Source organism: Ferrovibrio sp. GW821-FHT12B10, from assembly GCF_058807515.1.
Genome location: NZ_JBXAQT010000001.1, coordinates 2196507 through 2210893, shown reverse-complemented (window position 1 = coordinate 2210893; position 14387 = coordinate 2196507). Strand labels below are relative to the sequence as shown.

At 61.1% G+C, this 14387-nt stretch carries 16 protein-coding genes and 1 tRNA gene; 5 read left to right on the top strand and 12 right to left on the bottom strand.

Going from position 1 to position 14387, the window contains the following annotated elements; all coding sequences use genetic code 11:
• Positions 1-151: 151 nt before the first annotated feature.
• The 9 genes from AC1RRT_RS11285 to AC1RRT_RS11245 all read right to left on the bottom strand — a co-directional run bounded on the left by AC1RRT_RS11285 (position 152) and on the right by AC1RRT_RS11245 (position 7203).
• A complete protein-coding gene (locus tag AC1RRT_RS11285; protein WP_493013892.1) occupies positions 152-364 on the bottom strand; it encodes a cold-shock protein in 213 nt (70 codons plus the stop codon).
• Between the two features lie 368 nt (positions 365-732).
• Positions 733-1374: a helix-turn-helix transcriptional regulator gene (locus AC1RRT_RS11280; RefSeq protein ID WP_493013891.1), complete on the bottom strand. Its 642-nt coding sequence runs from the start codon at positions 1372-1374 to the stop codon at positions 733-735.
• 772 nt (positions 1375-2146) lie between these two features.
• On the bottom strand, positions 2147-2296 hold the full coding sequence (locus tag AC1RRT_RS11275) for a helix-turn-helix domain-containing protein (protein WP_493013890.1): 150 nt from the start codon (positions 2294-2296) through the stop codon (positions 2147-2149).
• A complete protein-coding gene (locus AC1RRT_RS11270; RefSeq protein ID WP_493013889.1) occupies positions 2293-2928 on the bottom strand; it encodes an NrsF family protein in 636 nt (211 codons plus the stop codon). Before AC1RRT_RS11270 ends, AC1RRT_RS11275 begins: the two co-directional genes overlap by 4 nt.
• Positions 2929-3070: 142 nt before the next feature.
• The gene (locus AC1RRT_RS11265) at positions 3071-3433 is read right to left on the bottom strand and encodes a DMT family transporter (RefSeq protein WP_493013888.1); all 363 of its coding nucleotides are present in this window, start codon (positions 3431-3433) and stop codon (positions 3071-3073) included.
• Positions 3430-4542, bottom strand: coding sequence for an NAD-dependent epimerase/dehydratase family protein (locus AC1RRT_RS11260; protein ID WP_493013887.1), 1113 nt, complete (start codon positions 4540-4542; stop codon positions 3430-3432). The genes AC1RRT_RS11265 and AC1RRT_RS11260 overlap by 4 nt, the downstream gene beginning before the upstream one ends.
• A 12-nt stretch (positions 4543-4554) precedes the next feature.
• The gene (locus tag AC1RRT_RS11255; protein ID WP_493013886.1) at positions 4555-5313 is read right to left on the bottom strand and encodes a glycosyltransferase family 2 protein; all 759 of its coding nucleotides are present in this window, start codon (positions 5311-5313) and stop codon (positions 4555-4557) included.
• Positions 5310-6029: a TIGR04282 family arsenosugar biosynthesis glycosyltransferase gene (locus AC1RRT_RS11250; RefSeq protein ID WP_493013885.1), complete on the bottom strand. Its 720-nt coding sequence runs from the start codon at positions 6027-6029 to the stop codon at positions 5310-5312. The genes AC1RRT_RS11255 and AC1RRT_RS11250 overlap by 4 nt, the downstream gene beginning before the upstream one ends.
• A 22-nt stretch (positions 6030-6051) precedes the next feature.
• Positions 6052-7203 (bottom strand): trans-sulfuration enzyme family protein, encoded by a 1152-nt coding sequence (locus AC1RRT_RS11245; protein WP_493013884.1) that lies wholly within the window; start codon positions 7201-7203, stop codon positions 6052-6054.
• Between the two features lie 424 nt (positions 7204-7627).
• On the opposite strand from AC1RRT_RS11245, the gene AC1RRT_RS11240 reads away from it, so the two are divergent.
• The 4 genes from AC1RRT_RS11240 to AC1RRT_RS11225 all read left to right on the top strand — a co-directional run bounded on the left by AC1RRT_RS11240 (position 7628) and on the right by AC1RRT_RS11225 (position 11649).
• Complete coding sequence (locus AC1RRT_RS11240) at positions 7628-8101, top strand: PRC-barrel domain-containing protein (protein WP_493013883.1); 474 nt, start codon at positions 7628-7630, stop codon at positions 8099-8101.
• A gap of 70 nt (positions 8102-8171) precedes the next feature.
• Positions 8172-8810: a cytochrome b/b6 domain-containing protein gene (locus AC1RRT_RS11235; protein WP_493013882.1), complete on the top strand. Its 639-nt coding sequence runs from the start codon at positions 8172-8174 to the stop codon at positions 8808-8810.
• Between the two features lie 11 nt (positions 8811-8821).
• The gene (locus AC1RRT_RS11230; protein ID WP_493013881.1) at positions 8822-9610 is read left to right on the top strand and encodes a molybdopterin-dependent oxidoreductase; all 789 of its coding nucleotides are present in this window, start codon (positions 8822-8824) and stop codon (positions 9608-9610) included.
• Positions 9611-9654: 44 nt separating this feature from the next.
• The gene (locus AC1RRT_RS11225) at positions 9655-11649 is read left to right on the top strand and encodes a hypothetical protein (RefSeq protein ID WP_493013880.1); all 1995 of its coding nucleotides are present in this window, start codon (positions 9655-9657) and stop codon (positions 11647-11649) included.
• 5 nt (positions 11650-11654) lie between these two features.
• Here the strand turns inward: AC1RRT_RS11225 and AC1RRT_RS11220 are convergent, their stop codons facing one another.
• Both AC1RRT_RS11220 and AC1RRT_RS11215 read right to left on the bottom strand, forming a co-directional pair.
• Entirely contained in the window at positions 11655-12101 is a 447-nt protein-coding gene (locus tag AC1RRT_RS11220; protein ID WP_493013879.1) for a TniQ family protein, read from the bottom strand.
• Positions 12074-12164 (bottom strand) — tRNA-Ser (locus tag AC1RRT_RS11215). The genes AC1RRT_RS11220 and AC1RRT_RS11215 overlap by 28 nt, the downstream gene beginning before the upstream one ends.
• 99 nt (positions 12165-12263) lie before the next feature.
• On the opposite strand from AC1RRT_RS11215, the gene AC1RRT_RS11210 reads away from it, so the two are divergent.
• Entirely contained in the window at positions 12264-12575 is a 312-nt protein-coding gene (locus AC1RRT_RS11210) for a hypothetical protein (protein WP_493013878.1), read from the top strand.
• A 9-nt stretch (positions 12576-12584) separates the two neighbouring features.
• Here AC1RRT_RS11210 and lepA read toward each other — a convergent pair whose 3' ends face one another.
• Positions 12585-14387 (bottom strand): translation elongation factor 4, encoded by a 1803-nt coding sequence (gene lepA / locus AC1RRT_RS11205; protein ID WP_493013877.1) that lies wholly within the window; start codon positions 14385-14387, stop codon positions 12585-12587.

The following is a 14387-nucleotide window of genomic DNA, read 5'->3' as shown; positions in this document are numbered from 1 at the left end:
GATGACCTCCTATGCTGCCCAATCCGCGGATGCGGCCGGGCTGAAAATGAAAAGGCCCCGTCACCTAGATCAGGTGCGGGGCCCATGGGCCGTGTATTTCATGACGCTGAAGCCTGGTGGGCCGCTTGTACATCCCGCCAGATCAGTCATCTCAGTCAATAGCCTTGAGATTATCGGCTGACATTTTGCCGCTTTTGCGGTCGGCCACCAGCTCAAAGCCCAGTTTCTGGCCTTCGCGCAGATCGTTCATGCCGGCGCGTTCAACCGCGCTGATGTGAACAAAGGCGTCATTTCCACCTTCGTCGGGTGCAATGAAGCCGAAGCCCTTGTTGGCGTTAAACCATTTCACGGTTCCCGTCGTCATAAGGAAACCCTTTCAAAATAGAGGGGCGCGCCTGTCCGGCGTCATCGACATCGCATGTTCAGGAAAGAAGATGTCTGCATGGCGCTGATAAAAATCAGCGGAAGGCGGAGTCGTCCGGCCATCTATCGACAGTCATACAGATGGGAACGATACGGCGCACAATCAAGTCGCACGCGAAGATATTGGCAGATCGTTACTTTAACGTTTGAGCTGGGAGCGGCGCCGGCACCCCGTTTGATGCCCCTTTGAGAGTGAACAATGAACGTGGTGGTTGATTTGACAGGCGCTGAACCCAGCTTTCGACTCAAAGCGGTTGCAAGACCGCGCGCAGGGAGTGGCCGCATTACCGCTGCTACTTTAGAGGTATATTAGCCCGAATTCCCATCTGACAGCCTGTTTGAAACCACGAACATGGCCACGGCCGTCCGGTTTTCCATCCGCAGTTTATGAGTCACCAGATAGACCACCGTCTTGACCCGATTCTCCACCAGTCCGCTGATCTTGGCGATCTGCCGGTTGGACAGGCCATTGCCGATATAGGCCAGGATGAGCAGTTCTTCGGGGGAAAAACCGGCAACGATGTCGAGCCGCAAACGGTTCTGCTTTATGCGGTCAAACAGCGGCTCACGAACCGACATGTATCCTTTGAGTGCTATTTCCAGCGTATCGAACGGCACGTCTCCATGCGGCGCCCTGAACAGCAGGCCACTGTTCAGCGGCAGGCGCGGCACTACATCAAGAATTTGCTTGTCGCTCAGAATCGCCACAACACGCAGGGTTTTCAGCGTTTTTTCGGTGGCTTCCCGCCTGTTGCTCCAGAGCCAGACCAGATCATCGGCATCGATTAGCACGACATCGGCCATCGCGCAGGTCTGCTCGAACACATCCTCGGCCCGCTGATCGATAATACCAATCAGCTGCCATTCGGGCAGACGACTCACTTCACGATGCAGGGTCGCGGCGAAATCTGACTTTCGCGAAGCGACCAGCACACGCCGACGGGCGGACATTCAATTCCCTGTGTTTTTCACCAAAACTTCCGCGCGGATCTTCACGGCCTCTTCGAGTTCACGGAACCGAAGGCGATGATTCAGTTTAGTCGGGTCGACCACACGGCAATAAGCCGCACGGCTATGGGCGCAGCATCTCGATGCGAAATACTTCCTGCGGCCTACCTCTTTTGCGCAGCGCCGCGTATGCGCGCGCTCACCGAGTCAGAAAACGGGACTCCGTCGATCGCTTGCGGATCGATCAGATGGACATCCGGCACAGCGCGTGACCGCCGCCAGGCCCGAGCGGGCCCTGGCACAGAAAGACAGGTGCAGAGGGACAGGCGGGTCACAATCTGTCAGCCGCCTGCATTCCATTTTGTAGAGATCGGAATTCATATAGGCGCGGTACGCCATAAAGATATGGACAATACGGGCGCCTGACATTTGCGCCCACTGCACAGCGTGCCCCCGCGCCAAGCGCGACGCACAGGACTTACCGATTCTCAAATAAGCTGGGGAATTCTCAAAAGCCGGTAGCCGGCTGTCGGATCTCAGGTTAATTGAGAAGAAAACGACCGATTCAGACCGATAGGACCAGGAATATTGAGAAGAAATACTCATCTTTCCTGAGAAGACCCGGCAAAATGACCATGAATTTTGAGAACTTCCCCCGAGGCGCGGATTAGCAGCAAGCAGTCTTTGTCCGCAGGCCTAAATGGTGGCTTCCCGCTGCTTTACCGTGTTCTGAATAATTCCCATGAATCCCCGGATACGGAGCAGCTTCGGGACATCAGGCTTCAGCGCGCCTGGGCAAGCTGGCCAGCAGAGTGGCGCCGCATTCTTCTTCGACCCGGCGCGACGCCTTGGACAGGGCCGACTGGGTCATCCCCAGCTCGACGGCCCCCCTGGAGATGCTTCCCAGCTCGGCTCCCGCGCTCACCAGGAAATATAGCGACGGCCATAGAGCCAGCCGGCAACGACGGTCGGCAGCATTGCCAGAGGGTACCAAAGTTGGACAAAAAGCGGGCTATCATCGTCGCAGTTGGCCGCATAGAAGATTGCAGCGATTGCTGACGCCGCCAACCCGCAGAAAGCACCTGCCAAACCGGGATCCTTCGGAGCTCCGAACTGCAATACGCACAGAAATAATGCGAATGGACCGATCGACAGTAGCGGGATGAATGTGAGGCAGAACCAGGCGTTATGCCCCAGCATTTTCTCCTTCCACACATCGGGCGCCAATGCCGACATCTCCACCACGTCTGCGCCAAGTAGAAGTGCAATCGCAAAGGCAATTACCGAATACCAGATCCCGCATCGCGCACCGGGGGTTGCCAATGCCAGAACGAGGCCGGACGTGCCGATCGCGAGTGGTATCGTCACACAAAATTTGAGGAGAAATTGTCCGGTGCGCCCAGCCGCGGCGAAATCCGGCCGGATGCCGATAAATAAGGAAAACAGCACACTGGTAACGATCAATCCACAAATCGTCGCGAGCCAGAATACACGACGGAATGACCAAATCGGACGTGCATCTCGTACCAGAAGCTCTATGAGATTGTCCGTTGTCAAAGCTCAGCCTCCGTCGCATTCCCGAACTTCCAAGATGCGCTGCAGCGAGTCTACTTACAGATCCCGCTCCGTTTTGAAGTGACCTTCCGCTTTCTGGCGTGAGGTCTTTGGGCCGACCAGATTGAGCGAGGCACAGGCGGTTCTAACTGCGCGCCAATACCAGAACCCCGGCGACAATAATGCCGATTCCGGCCACGCGAGCCGGCGGCATGGTCTCACCGAGCCACAGCCACCCGGCGAGCGCGACCAGCACGAAGCCGAGCGCCAGAAACGGGTATGCGAAGGAGACCTCCACTCGCCCGAGCACATAAAGCCATAGCAGTAGACTGCCGCCGTAGCAGACAAGTCCTCCCAGTACCGGCGGCTGAAATACCAGCGTGGCCAATGCAGATGGGCCAGGTCCGGGGGAAGAGACAGACTGAGCCCCAAGCCGCAGCAAAATCTGCGCCAGAGCATTCAGACCGACGCTTATCAGGATGAGCCCAATGACCATCATCCCGCTCATGAACGATCTCCTCCCGCGCCGACCAACGGGCTTGCGAGTGGGCCGGGCTTCGCCGGTGACGTGACCGGGGCGCGTGGATCGAGACCAGCGAGCTCCGCCATGCCATCCTCGAAGGCGACGCGCGGTTGCCAGCCGAAGTCCCGCCTCAGCCTGGCAGAATCTGCCGTGATGTGGCGAACGTCGCCAAGTCGGTATTGGCCGGTAATCACGGGCTCCGGGCCGTTGAGAGCGCGGGCTAGCGCCACAGCCATTTCACCTACCGTGCGGGGTGTACCGGAACCGACATTGTAAGCTGCGACGCCTTCGGCCTGCCGCTCGCAGGCCAGCACGGTTGCCGCGGCCACGTCACCGACATGGATGAAGTCGCGCCGCTGCCGGCCATCCTCGAATACCCGTGGCGCCTCGCCGCGCCGAAGTGCCGAGGTGAAGATCGAAGCCACGCCTGCATAGGGTGTGTCGCGCGGCATGCCAGGACCGTAGACATTGTGATATCGCATCATCGCCACGGTCCCGCCGGTCGCGCGCGCCCAGTTGGCAGCATAGTATTCCTGCGCCAATTTGCTGGTGGCATAGGCATTGCGTGGATCCGGCGGCGTGTCTTCACCAACCAAGCGGCTTGCGAGAGACCGTCCGCAATATGGACAGGGCGGCTCGAACTGCCCTGTGGCGAGGGCGTTCTCCCGACGTGGCGCGGGCCGCACTGCGCCATGTTCCGGACAGGTCGCGAAACCTTCGCCATAGACAACCATCGAACTCGCCAGCGTGAGGCGCTGAATATTCTCCTTCGCCATCGCGACCAGAAGCTCGGCGGTGCCAACGTCGTTGGACGAGGCATAGTCGGGCAGGTCGGCGATGTCTACGCCGAGACCGACCTTGGCGGCGAGATGAATCACTGCTTCGACGCCAGCAACCGCACGTGCAACCAGAGCTGGATCGCGGACATCGCCGACGAGCGTCTCGACGCCATCCAGGGCCTGCCAGCCGCGTGTGTCGTGATGGACATCCGGGCGAAGCGAATCGAAAGCCCGCACATCATGGCCATGGGCCAGAAGTTCGGTCAGGACATGGCGGCCGATGAAGCCGGCTCCGCCGGTGACGAGGATGCGCATGCACTACTCCTTTCAGCGATTCCGCGAGGCGGAAGGCTCGGCCGCAGATTTGCCACCCATCGCGCGCTGTGCGCGGGCAAGGCGCAGAAAGGTGGTCGCGATCTTAAAGGCGGCGGCAACACCGGCCTTGAGATTGCCCGACACCTTCGACACGCCGCCTCGCCGGCAACGGTGATCGACCGGAAGCTCGATGTATCGCAACCCTGTGCCCGCGACCCGCATTTGCATTTCGAGATTCCAACCATAAGTGGTCTCCCTCATGCCGAGTTCGGCAAGGCGGTCGCGCCGCATTGCCCGCAGGGGCGACATGTCGGTGAAGCGCACGCCATAAATGATGCGCAACAGCACGCCCGCCACGTATCCGGCGACGATCTGCTGGGGCGTCATCGAGCCCGCCTCGCGTCGGCCGCGCAGCCGTGAGCCCATCACGAAATCGGCCTGGCCGGCAGCGACCGGTGCCACAATGGCCGGAATGAAGGCCGGCACGTCGCTGCCGTCGCCGTCCAGATAGCACACGATTTCGCAGCCGGGTCCGACGGCGGCCAGACCGGCGGCGCAAGCACGGCCATACCCGCGCCGCGACTCGCGCACGACCCTTGCGCCCGCCGCAGCGGCCCGCTCCGCCGTCCGGTCACGCGACCCGTTGTCCACGACGATCACTTCACCAACACCCTCGGCAAGCACGTCGCGTACAACCTCGCCGATCGCTTCCTCTTCGTCGAGGCAGGGAACGATGACCGTAACGGCGGAAAGACTGGGCCGGATGTTCATGCGGCCTTCCCGGTGCGGCGGCGCCCACGCACGAAAGCGACAGTATGCAGCGCCGGCGCGCCCGCCACTCCCGGCATGGCAAAGGCGGGCGGCATGCCGTCGATCTCCTGTTCGAGCCAGGCATAGGAGGTCGCATCATCGACATCGTACCAGCCCGGCAGTTCGACCACCGGCAGGCCGATCTCCTGCGCCCGCTCCAGCGTCAGGCGATAAACATCGGCGGTGCTCCAGGGAATATCCATGAACAGGTGTGCATGGGGGTGCGTGAGACCGATCAACGTGTAACCGCCATCGGCCGCCGGACTCAGGACCACCCGATCACCTCCCTTCAGCGCTTCAACCGCCATCCGCAAGATGGCCGCCGGCAACGTAGGACTATCCGAATTGATCAGCATGGCTCCGGTATGGCCGGAGGCTAGGAGATCGGCAATTCCCTTATGCAGCCGGGCACCGAGATCGCCCTCGCCTTGCGCCACCAGGCCGAAGTGCTGCGGCAACAGCCGCTTCAGCGCCTCTTCGCTACCCACTGGCGTGTAGACCGCATAGCCCTCGGCATCCCCCGCCTCGGCAACCTGCGCAATGGTGGTGGTGAGATCCGCGATGAAGCAGGCGGAGATCGCGGCGCATTCGTCCGGATTCAGCGGCGGCGAAAGCCGCGTCTTCGACTTGCCCGGGGCAGGTGTCTTGCAGATGACTGCGACGGCGATCGTGTTCATGGGGTGGCCCTCGTTTTTGTTGTCACGCCAGAAGATTGAGAGACTGGAGTAAATCGCGGCAAAGATCGCCGGGGTCTTCGAGCCCCACCGAGAGTCGCAGCAGGTCTTCAGGACAGGGCGAACCCTCACCCTCTATCGACGCACGATGTTCTATGAGGCTCTCAATGCCGCCAAAGGACGTCGCGCGCCGCCAGAGCTGCACCTGCGCCGCCACGGCCACTGCGGCGCGGCTACCGCCCCGAACACGCACCGACAGGATGCCACCGAAGCCATCCGGCATCTGCCGAAGTGCCACAGCGTGGCCAGGATGGCTGGAGAGACCAGGGTAAAGTACCGTCGCAATAGCCGGATGCCCGGCCAGACGCTCGGCGATCAGGGCGGCGCTGCGGCTCTGCTCACGCAGTCTGAGATCGAGCGTGCGCAGACCGCGCATTAGCAGCCAGGCATCGAAGGCACCCGGCACTGCACCGTTCTGGTCGCGCATCTCCTTGATGCGCAACCACAGTTCCGAGACGTCGGCCGTGGCAAGCGCGCCGGCAACGACATCGGAGTGACCATTGAGGTATTTGGTCGCCGAGTGCATAACGATGTCAGCACCCAAGTCGAGTGGCTTGGTGAGCACCGGTGTAGCCACGGTAGAATCTGCACAGAGCAGCGCCCCAGCCCGGTGAGCGAGATCGGCGACCGCGGTGATATCCGTGAGCGTCCACAATGGATTGCTCGGCGTCTCGATCCAGACAAGGCCGGTCCGACCAGGACAGATCGCCGCACGCACGTCCTCAAGCCGCGACATATCGACGAAGGTGACGTCGTGGAAATTGCGGCCGAAGCGTTCCAGCCACAGATGCAGACCCCAATACATTGCCTTTGGGGCGACGATATGGGTCGGACGCAGCGCCATGAAAACAGCGATTGCCGCCGCCATGCCGGAACCGAACAGCAAGGCTTCGCGGGCATGCTCAAGCTCGGCGAGCTGCCGCTCGGCCTGCTGTACCGAAGCGTTGTCCTTGCGGCCGTAGACAGGGCCGGCGTTATAGCCATTGTCGGCACCGCGCGTGTAGGTCGCACTCATGTCGATCGCCGGTGTCAGAGCGGTCGGGGACGCCCACCCCCCGCCGAGCGCCCGTGCAGCAATGGTGCGTAGCGTGGGAGGACTGGTCGGGCGGTCGTCCATGGGTTCACGATCAACCTGTTTCAGGGGAACAGAACGACCCGCCCAGGCAGGTTCCGGGGACCGTGTCATCGGTCTATACGCAGCCCTCGCGGGCTTCGTTACAGCGCAGCACGCAATTTTCCATTTTTCATTCGATGAAGGAGTTTTCGGTCAATCCGGTACCGGGCATGCGAGACGTGCATGGCTCGCGACCTGGTCTGCCTGCCGGGGAAATTCACCTCACGGATCCGTGAGCACGTAACAAATCCTTGCGCCGGCACGTAGCCGCTATTGCGGGGACACAAATGGCGCGGCATCCGCCGCTGTCGTCCCACACGCAAGGCGGAGAAAACTGGATGCATATCTCACTGCGATTGCACGCTTGTTTGCCAGGGGCTCCTGCGTCGGTCTGTTCGCATCACCCGTCAACGATGGGCATCAGGCCATGAAACTGATCTTTTGCATTATTTTGCTCGGAAGTCTGGCGGTGAGTACTGCATGGGCCGATGAACCCAAGCCGATGCGCACCGAAGGCGGGGCACATACTCAGCCCATGCCGGAGGCCAATGGCCTGACACCACAGGAACGGATGAAACGCCGCTTTCCGCAGAAGGTACGGGTCGGAGACCTGATCGGCCTGCCGATGCAGGATTATGACGACCGCGTTCTCGGTTACGTCCGAGAGGTGGTGCGTACTCCGAATGGCCAGATCGTACTGGTAATGTCCTACGGCGGATTCTTCGGCTTTGGCAGCCGGGCCGTCGGCGTACCGATCGAAACCGTCGCGATTCTTGCCAGGCATCTGAACGTGCTTGATATCCCGCGCGAGGAATTCCCGGCTCTGCCGACCTGGACGGACAGCGAAGGCATGCCAATCCCGGCTGACGAGACCATCCGCATCGCAATCTCACGTCGCTGACCATATCGCGGCATATCCGCATCAAGAGTGATGAATTCCGAGCGGCACTCATTTACGAGAGGGTTGGACAATGATCACATCGAAGAGAATGCATCCCATCTTGATACGGGTGATGCATTGGACCAATGCAATCGCCATGATCATCATGATCATGAGCGGGTGGAAGATTTATAACGACGAGGTCATCTTCGGATTCCTGCACTTTGCAGATGCCATCACGCTTGGACCATGGGCGCAGCACGGCTTGCAGTGGCATTTCTTCGGCATGTGGGTTTTGATGCTGAACGGGCTGGGTTATCTCGGTTACGGCCTGATATCTGGACGTTTCCGCCGGCTGCTATGGCCTATCCACCCGCGAGCCGTGCTCCGGGAGGTCCTCGCCGCCCTCACCTTCCGACTGCCGCATGCCGACCTTACTCAGTATAACGCGGTGCAGAAGACGCTCTATGTCGGCGTCATGGCGATCATCGTTCTGCAAGTGATTACCGGCCTCGCAATCTGGAAACCGGTGCAGTTTTCGTTCCTGGTAACGCCGTTCGGCGACTTCCAAGGTGCGCGGCTCGCCCATTTCTTCGGGATGACCGCCATCTGCCTGTTCCTGGTGGTGCATGTCGTGCTTGCGCTTCTGGTGCCGCAGACCCTGCTGGCCATGCTTACCGGTGGTCCTCGTATCGATACCGCCGTTCCCGACCATACGCCTCATTCGTGACGGATACCCCCATGTCGCAGAAACGCCCGACGTCACTGTTCCAGCCGCGCCGCGGTCCCGATCAAGCGGTCCTAACCGAGAACCGCGTTCTGATCAAAGAGATCAGTCGCCGCAAAATCCTGCGCGGAGCTGTCAGCCTTGGTGCACTGTCCATGCTTTCTGGCTGCGACGTCGCCGAACAATCGCAGGTGCAAAGCGTGCTACGAACCATTTCTGCCTTCAACGACCGTGTTCAGGCCGCGATCTTCAATCCCAACAAGCTAGCGCCGACTTATTCGGCCAGCCAAGTGGTCAAGCCTCCGCGCTTCAACGCCTATTACGAGATCGAGAATGTACGGCCGGTAGACATCACCGGCTGGAAGCTCGAGCTGGCCGGCCTCGTCGCCAACAAACGGCCCTGGACGCTGGAGCAGATCTACGCCCTGCCCGAGCAAGAAGAGATCATCAAGCATATTTGCGTGGAAGGCTGGGACTATATCGGCCAGTGGTCCGGGCCGAACCTCAAGCAGTTCCTGACCCGCGTCGGGGCGGACCTGACAGCGAAATATGTCGCATTTCATGGTCATGACGATTATCTTGAAGTCATCGACATGGCCTCGGCCTTGCACCCGCAAACCATTCTCGCGACCAAATATGCCGGCGAGCCGATCACCGACCCCTTCGGTTTCCCCTTGCGCCTGCGCACGGCTGTTAAACTCGGCTTCAAGAATCTCAAATGGATCCGCGCTATCGAAGTGACAAACGTCTATCAAGAGGGGTTTTGGGAAAAGCAGGGCTTCAACTGGTTCAGCGGGCTGTGACGGCATCGCCGTTCCATCGGCATGCCGACAGAAACCGATAAGCGATGTTTTCCCTTGCCACCGCTTCACTCGCGGCCGGTCTCGGCCTCGCGCTCTGGACTGCAGCCGGCTATCCGCTGGCCCTGCGGCTCGGCTTCGGTCGCGCCCTCGCCCTTCCGATGGCGCCAGCGCTCGGCTGGGCAGTACAGAATGCGCTGGCACTGGCTCTGGCCCAGGCGGTCGGCCTGTCCGCCACTGCAAGCCTTGGCAGTCTCATACTGATCGTAACGCTGGCCCTGATACCCGCCTCTGCTCGCAACGAGGCGAAGGATGAATCGTCTGCATCCTGGTGGATCGTCCCGATTGCCGCCGCCCTCGCCGTGGTGCCGGCTTTGGCGGTGCTGCCGAAGATCGACTCCGACGGCATGCGCCTCGCTGCCGCCATATTCGATCATGCCAAGATAGCCCTGATCGATGAGATGCTGCGAGCCGGGGTCCCACCGGTCAACCCATTCTACGGTCCGGTCGGACAGCCAGCGGAAATCTCCTATTACTATCTGTGGCATTTCGGAGCCGCGCAGATCGCCTATCTCACCGGGGCGACTGGCTGGGAAGCGGATGCGGCAGCGAGCTGGTTCACCGCCTTCTCGACTGCGCTGCTGATGGCGGGACTCGCGCAGCGGCTCGGCGGCTCGCGACTGGCACCGTTTTTCGCGCTTTCCCTCTGCGCCACCGGCTCGCTGCGTCCGTTGCTGGAGTACATCGCTGGCGATGGGCTCTACCAATGGCTCGCACCCGCTACGGGATTGGCTGGCTGGCTGTTTCAGGCGAGTTGGAGCCCGCATCACGTCGCATCCGCCGGCAGCTTAGTCATTGCCATTCTGACGAGTCTGCGCCTTTCTGGCCAACCCGACATACGGACCTGCCTCGTGCTGGGCCTGATCATGGCCGCGGCCTTTCAAAGCTCGTTCTGGGTTGGCGGCGTTGTCCTCCTGCTGACGGCGGTTGCCCTCCTTCCGCTCCTCCTCCTGCATACCAACCCGGCCGACTTCCGTGCACGCCTTGTGATCGCGGTGGGAATTTCTGGCCTTGTTGCCCTTGCTTTTGCATCGCCACTGCTTCTTTCGCAGTATCACGCCGCTCTGGAGCGCGGCGGTACCAATCCGATCGCATTCAAAGCCTATGCTGTGCTCGGCCCGATGTTTCCCGGCCTCTACGGCCGGCTTCTCGATCTGCCCGCCTACTGGCTGGTGCTGCTGGTTGTCGAATTCCCGCTCATTTATGTCGCTGGCATATTGGTGATACTGTACCGTATCGGCCGGACCGGCGATGCTCATCATCGTGTCGAAAGCCGCGCCATCTTGATAGTCGCCCTCGTGAGTCTCGTGGCCAGCTGGCTGCTAGTCAGCACGGTCGGCGAAAATAATGATCTCGGCTGGCGCGCCGTTCTGCCTGGCTTGATTGTTCTGACCGCAGCGGCTGCCGCCGGCCTTGCGCAACTTATGGAACAACGCATCCTTCTTGCTTTACTCGGCGCATTCGCTGTCTTCGCGGCAAGTCTGCCGGCGGGCCTTTCCATTCTTGACGGCAATGCCCGGGGCGAACCATCGCCTTCGGCCGCTGCTTTCGCCCGTGCGCCGGCGATGTGGGCAGCGGTGCGACAGCATGTGCCGCCGGAGGCCCGGCTCGCCAGCAATCCGGGGCTATTCGCGGATATGACGCCATGGCCCATCAATATCTCCTGGGCTCTGCTTGCTGACCGTCGCTCTTGCTTTGCAGGTGAAGAACTCGCGCTTCCCTTCGCGCCGTTGCCGCCTGAACGCCGAAAAGCCATTGCACAGCTGTTCACCGACATATTCGACGGCGAAGCGAAACCATCCGATATCGATGCAATGGTGCAGCACTACAACTGCCAAGCGGCCCTTATCACAGCTTGGGACAGAGCGTGGGCACACGACCCTTTCGCGGAAAACCGATTCTATCGCCTCGCCGACGAAGAACCGGGCGCATGGCGGCTCTACGTAACCTCTATGTCGAGGATGAACCCCGACCTTAACTGATAGATTCATGAATCGGTGGCGGATTCACTGCCCTCTGATTCAGAGTCTTCGTCGTCTTCCTTACAATTCAGATCAGGAGACGAAAGTTTAAGGGCAAAGCCAAGATCACTGACAACCTTTCTCGAAGGTAAGAGTGCCGGCTTTAATAGTGCATAAGCCCGGTCGGCAGGCGGAAGCCAAGTGATCGGAGTCTTGCCATCGTCGGTGTCGTAGATGGCGCCACGCCAGCGCCGGAGGGTGGCGGCCTCCAGGGCGTGAGCCGGGATACCGGCGTGCCGGGACAGGTTGGAGATCAGATCGTCGCAGGCATGGCGATCAAGATCGATCCCGCCGATACGACCACCGGCCAGGGCGATGCAAGCAACCCAGGATGAAAAACTCTCATCGGTCAGCAGCGGGACTGACCGGGGCCGGCTTGGCCGGCTGGCGGAGAGAGTGGGATTCGAACCCACGATACCCTTTTGAGGTATACACACTTTCCAGGCGTGCGCCTTCGACCGCTCGGCCATCTCTCCTGCGCGGGCGGCACTATACCCGCCGCGAGCGAATTTGCAATCCACCCGCCCTTGGGCTTAACATCCTGACCAGACACGCGGATTCAGGGGGAAACGACCGTGCTGCTGGGACGCATTCTGGGCTGGTTGCTGATCGCGCTGGCGCTGCTCGCGCTGGGCGGCGACGGCCTGCGCTGGCTGGAAACCGGCCGCACCGCCTTCATCAGCCTGGGCGACTTCTGGCGTCGCCTCGATGCCGGCAGCCTGGACTTCATCCAGAGCCTGATCCCGCCGGCCGCCTGGAACCCGGGCGTCGTCACCGTGCTGGGCTGGCCGGCCGTGGCCACGCTGGGCATCCTCGGCATCGCGCTGCTGATCGTGTTCCACAACCGCACGCCGCGCCGCCGGCAGCGCTTCGGGGCGCTGTCTTAAGGTTAAGCCCTAGTCCGAGATCTTGAGCGCGGCAATGAAGGCTTCCTGCGGGATCTCCACATTGCCGACATTGCGCATGCGCTTCTTGCCCTCTTTCTGCTTCTCCAGCAGCTTGCGCTTGCGGCTGATGTCGCCGCCGTAGCACTTGGCCAGCACGTCCTTGCGCAGCGCCGATATATCCTCGCGCGCCACGATGCGTCCGCCGATGGCGGCCTGGATGGCGATCTTGAACATCTGGCGCGGGATCAGTTCCTTGAGCCGCTCGCAGAGCTGGCGGCCGCGGGTCTCGGCGCGGCCGGCATAGACGATGGTGGCCAGCGCATCGACATTTTCGCCGTTCACCAGGATGGTCATCTTCACCAGGTTGCCGGCCTCGTAGCCGTCCATCTGGTAATCGAAGCTGGCATAGCCGCGGCTGACCGACTTCAGACGATCATAGAAATCGAACACCACTTCGTTGAGCGGCAGGCGATAGACCACCATGGCGCGGTTGCCGGCATAGGTGAGTTCGACCTGGCGGCCGCGCTTTTCCTCGCAGAGCTTCAGGATGGCGCCGAGATATTCGTCGGGCACCATCACGGTCGCCTTGATCCACGGCTCGTCGATATGGTCGATCAGCATCGGGTCGGGCATGTCGGCGGGGTTATGCACCTCTTCCATCGTGCCGTCGGTCTTGTAGACGTGATAGATCACGCTGGGCGCGGTGGTGATCAGGTCGAGGTTGAATTCGCGCTCCAGACGCTCCTGGATGATTTCCAGATGCAGCAGGCCGAGGAAGCCGCAACGGAAGCCGAAGCCCAATGCGGCCGAGCTTTCCATTTCGAAATGGAAGCTGGCGTCATTCAGGCGCAGCTTGGACAGGCTGTCGCGCAGTTCAGGGAATGCGCCGGCATCAATGGGATAGAGACCGCAGAACACCACCGGAATCGACGGCTTGAAGCCGGGCAGGGCCTCGGCGGCCTGGCGCTTGTCCTCGGTGATGGTGTCACCGACCGAGGTGTCGGCCACTTCCTTGATCGCCGCCGTGAAGAAGCCCATCTCGCCAGGGCCAAGCTCGTCGACCATGACCTTCTTCGGCGTGGTGACGCCGACGCGCTCGACCGGATGCACAGCGCCGGACGACATGAACTTGATCTTCATGCCCTTCCTGATCACGCCGTCGATCACGCGGAACAGCACGACGACGCCCAGATAAGCGTCGTACCAGGAATCCACCAGCAGCGCCTTCAACGGCGCCTCGCGGTCGCCCTTGGGCGGCGGCAGGCGGGTGACCAGCGCTTCCAGCACCAGGTCGATGCCGATGCCGGTCTTGGCCGAGATCGGCACGGCGTCTGAAGCATCCAGACCGATCACATCTTCGATCTGCTGCTTGACGCGGTCGACATCGGCGGCCGGCAGATCGACCTTGTTGAGCACCGGCACGATCTCGTGCTTGGCATCGAGCGCCTGGTACACATTGGCCAGCGTCTGCGCTTCCACGCCCTGCGACGCATCGACCACCAGCAGCGAGCCTTCACAGGCGGCCAGTGAGCGGCTGACTTCATAGGCGAAGTCGACATGGCCGGGCGTGTCCATCAGGTTGAGGACATAATCCTTGCCATCCTTGGCATGATAATTCAGGCGCACGGTCTGCGCCTTGATGGTGATGCCGCGTTCCTTCTCGATGTCCATGCTGTCGAGAATCTGCTCGCTCATCTCGCGCTTCTCGAGGCCGCCGCAGGCCTCGATCAGGCGATCGGCCAACGTCGACTTGCCGTGATCGATATGCGCGATGATCGAGAAGTTGCGGATCAGGTTGGGATCGGTGGCCAC

Excerpts from the sequence above, each read along its gene's own strand:
- AC1RRT_RS11285 (WP_493013892.1), bottom strand. The coding sequence starts at position 364 with ATGACGACGGGAACCGTGAAATGGTTTAACGCCAACAAGGGCTTCGGC.
- AC1RRT_RS11280 (WP_493013891.1), bottom strand. The coding sequence starts at position 1,374 with ATGTCCGCCCGTCGGCGTGTGCTGGTCGCTTCGCGAAAGTCAGATTTC.
- AC1RRT_RS11265 (WP_493013888.1), bottom strand. The coding sequence starts at position 3,433 with ATGAGCGGGATGATGGTCATTGGGCTCATCCTGATAAGCGTCGGTCTG.
- AC1RRT_RS11260 (WP_493013887.1), bottom strand. The coding sequence starts at position 4,542 with ATGCGCATCCTCGTCACCGGCGGAGCCGGCTTCATCGGCCGCCATGTC.
- AC1RRT_RS11255 (WP_493013886.1), bottom strand. The coding sequence starts at position 5,313 with ATGAACATCCGGCCCAGTCTTTCCGCCGTTACGGTCATCGTTCCCTGC.
- AC1RRT_RS11250 (WP_493013885.1), bottom strand. The coding sequence starts at position 6,029 with ATGAACACGATCGCCGTCGCAGTCATCTGCAAGACACCTGCCCCGGGC.
- AC1RRT_RS11245 (WP_493013884.1), bottom strand. The coding sequence starts at position 7,203 with ATGGACGACCGCCCGACCAGTCCTCCCACGCTACGCACCATTGCTGCA.
- AC1RRT_RS11240 (WP_493013883.1), top strand. The coding sequence starts at position 7,628 with ATGAAACTGATCTTTTGCATTATTTTGCTCGGAAGTCTGGCGGTGAGT.
- AC1RRT_RS11235 (WP_493013882.1), top strand. The coding sequence starts at position 8,172 with ATGATCACATCGAAGAGAATGCATCCCATCTTGATACGGGTGATGCAT.
- AC1RRT_RS11230 (WP_493013881.1), top strand. The coding sequence starts at position 8,822 with ATGTCGCAGAAACGCCCGACGTCACTGTTCCAGCCGCGCCGCGGTCCC.
- AC1RRT_RS11225 (WP_493013880.1), top strand. The coding sequence starts at position 9,655 with ATGTTTTCCCTTGCCACCGCTTCACTCGCGGCCGGTCTCGGCCTCGCG.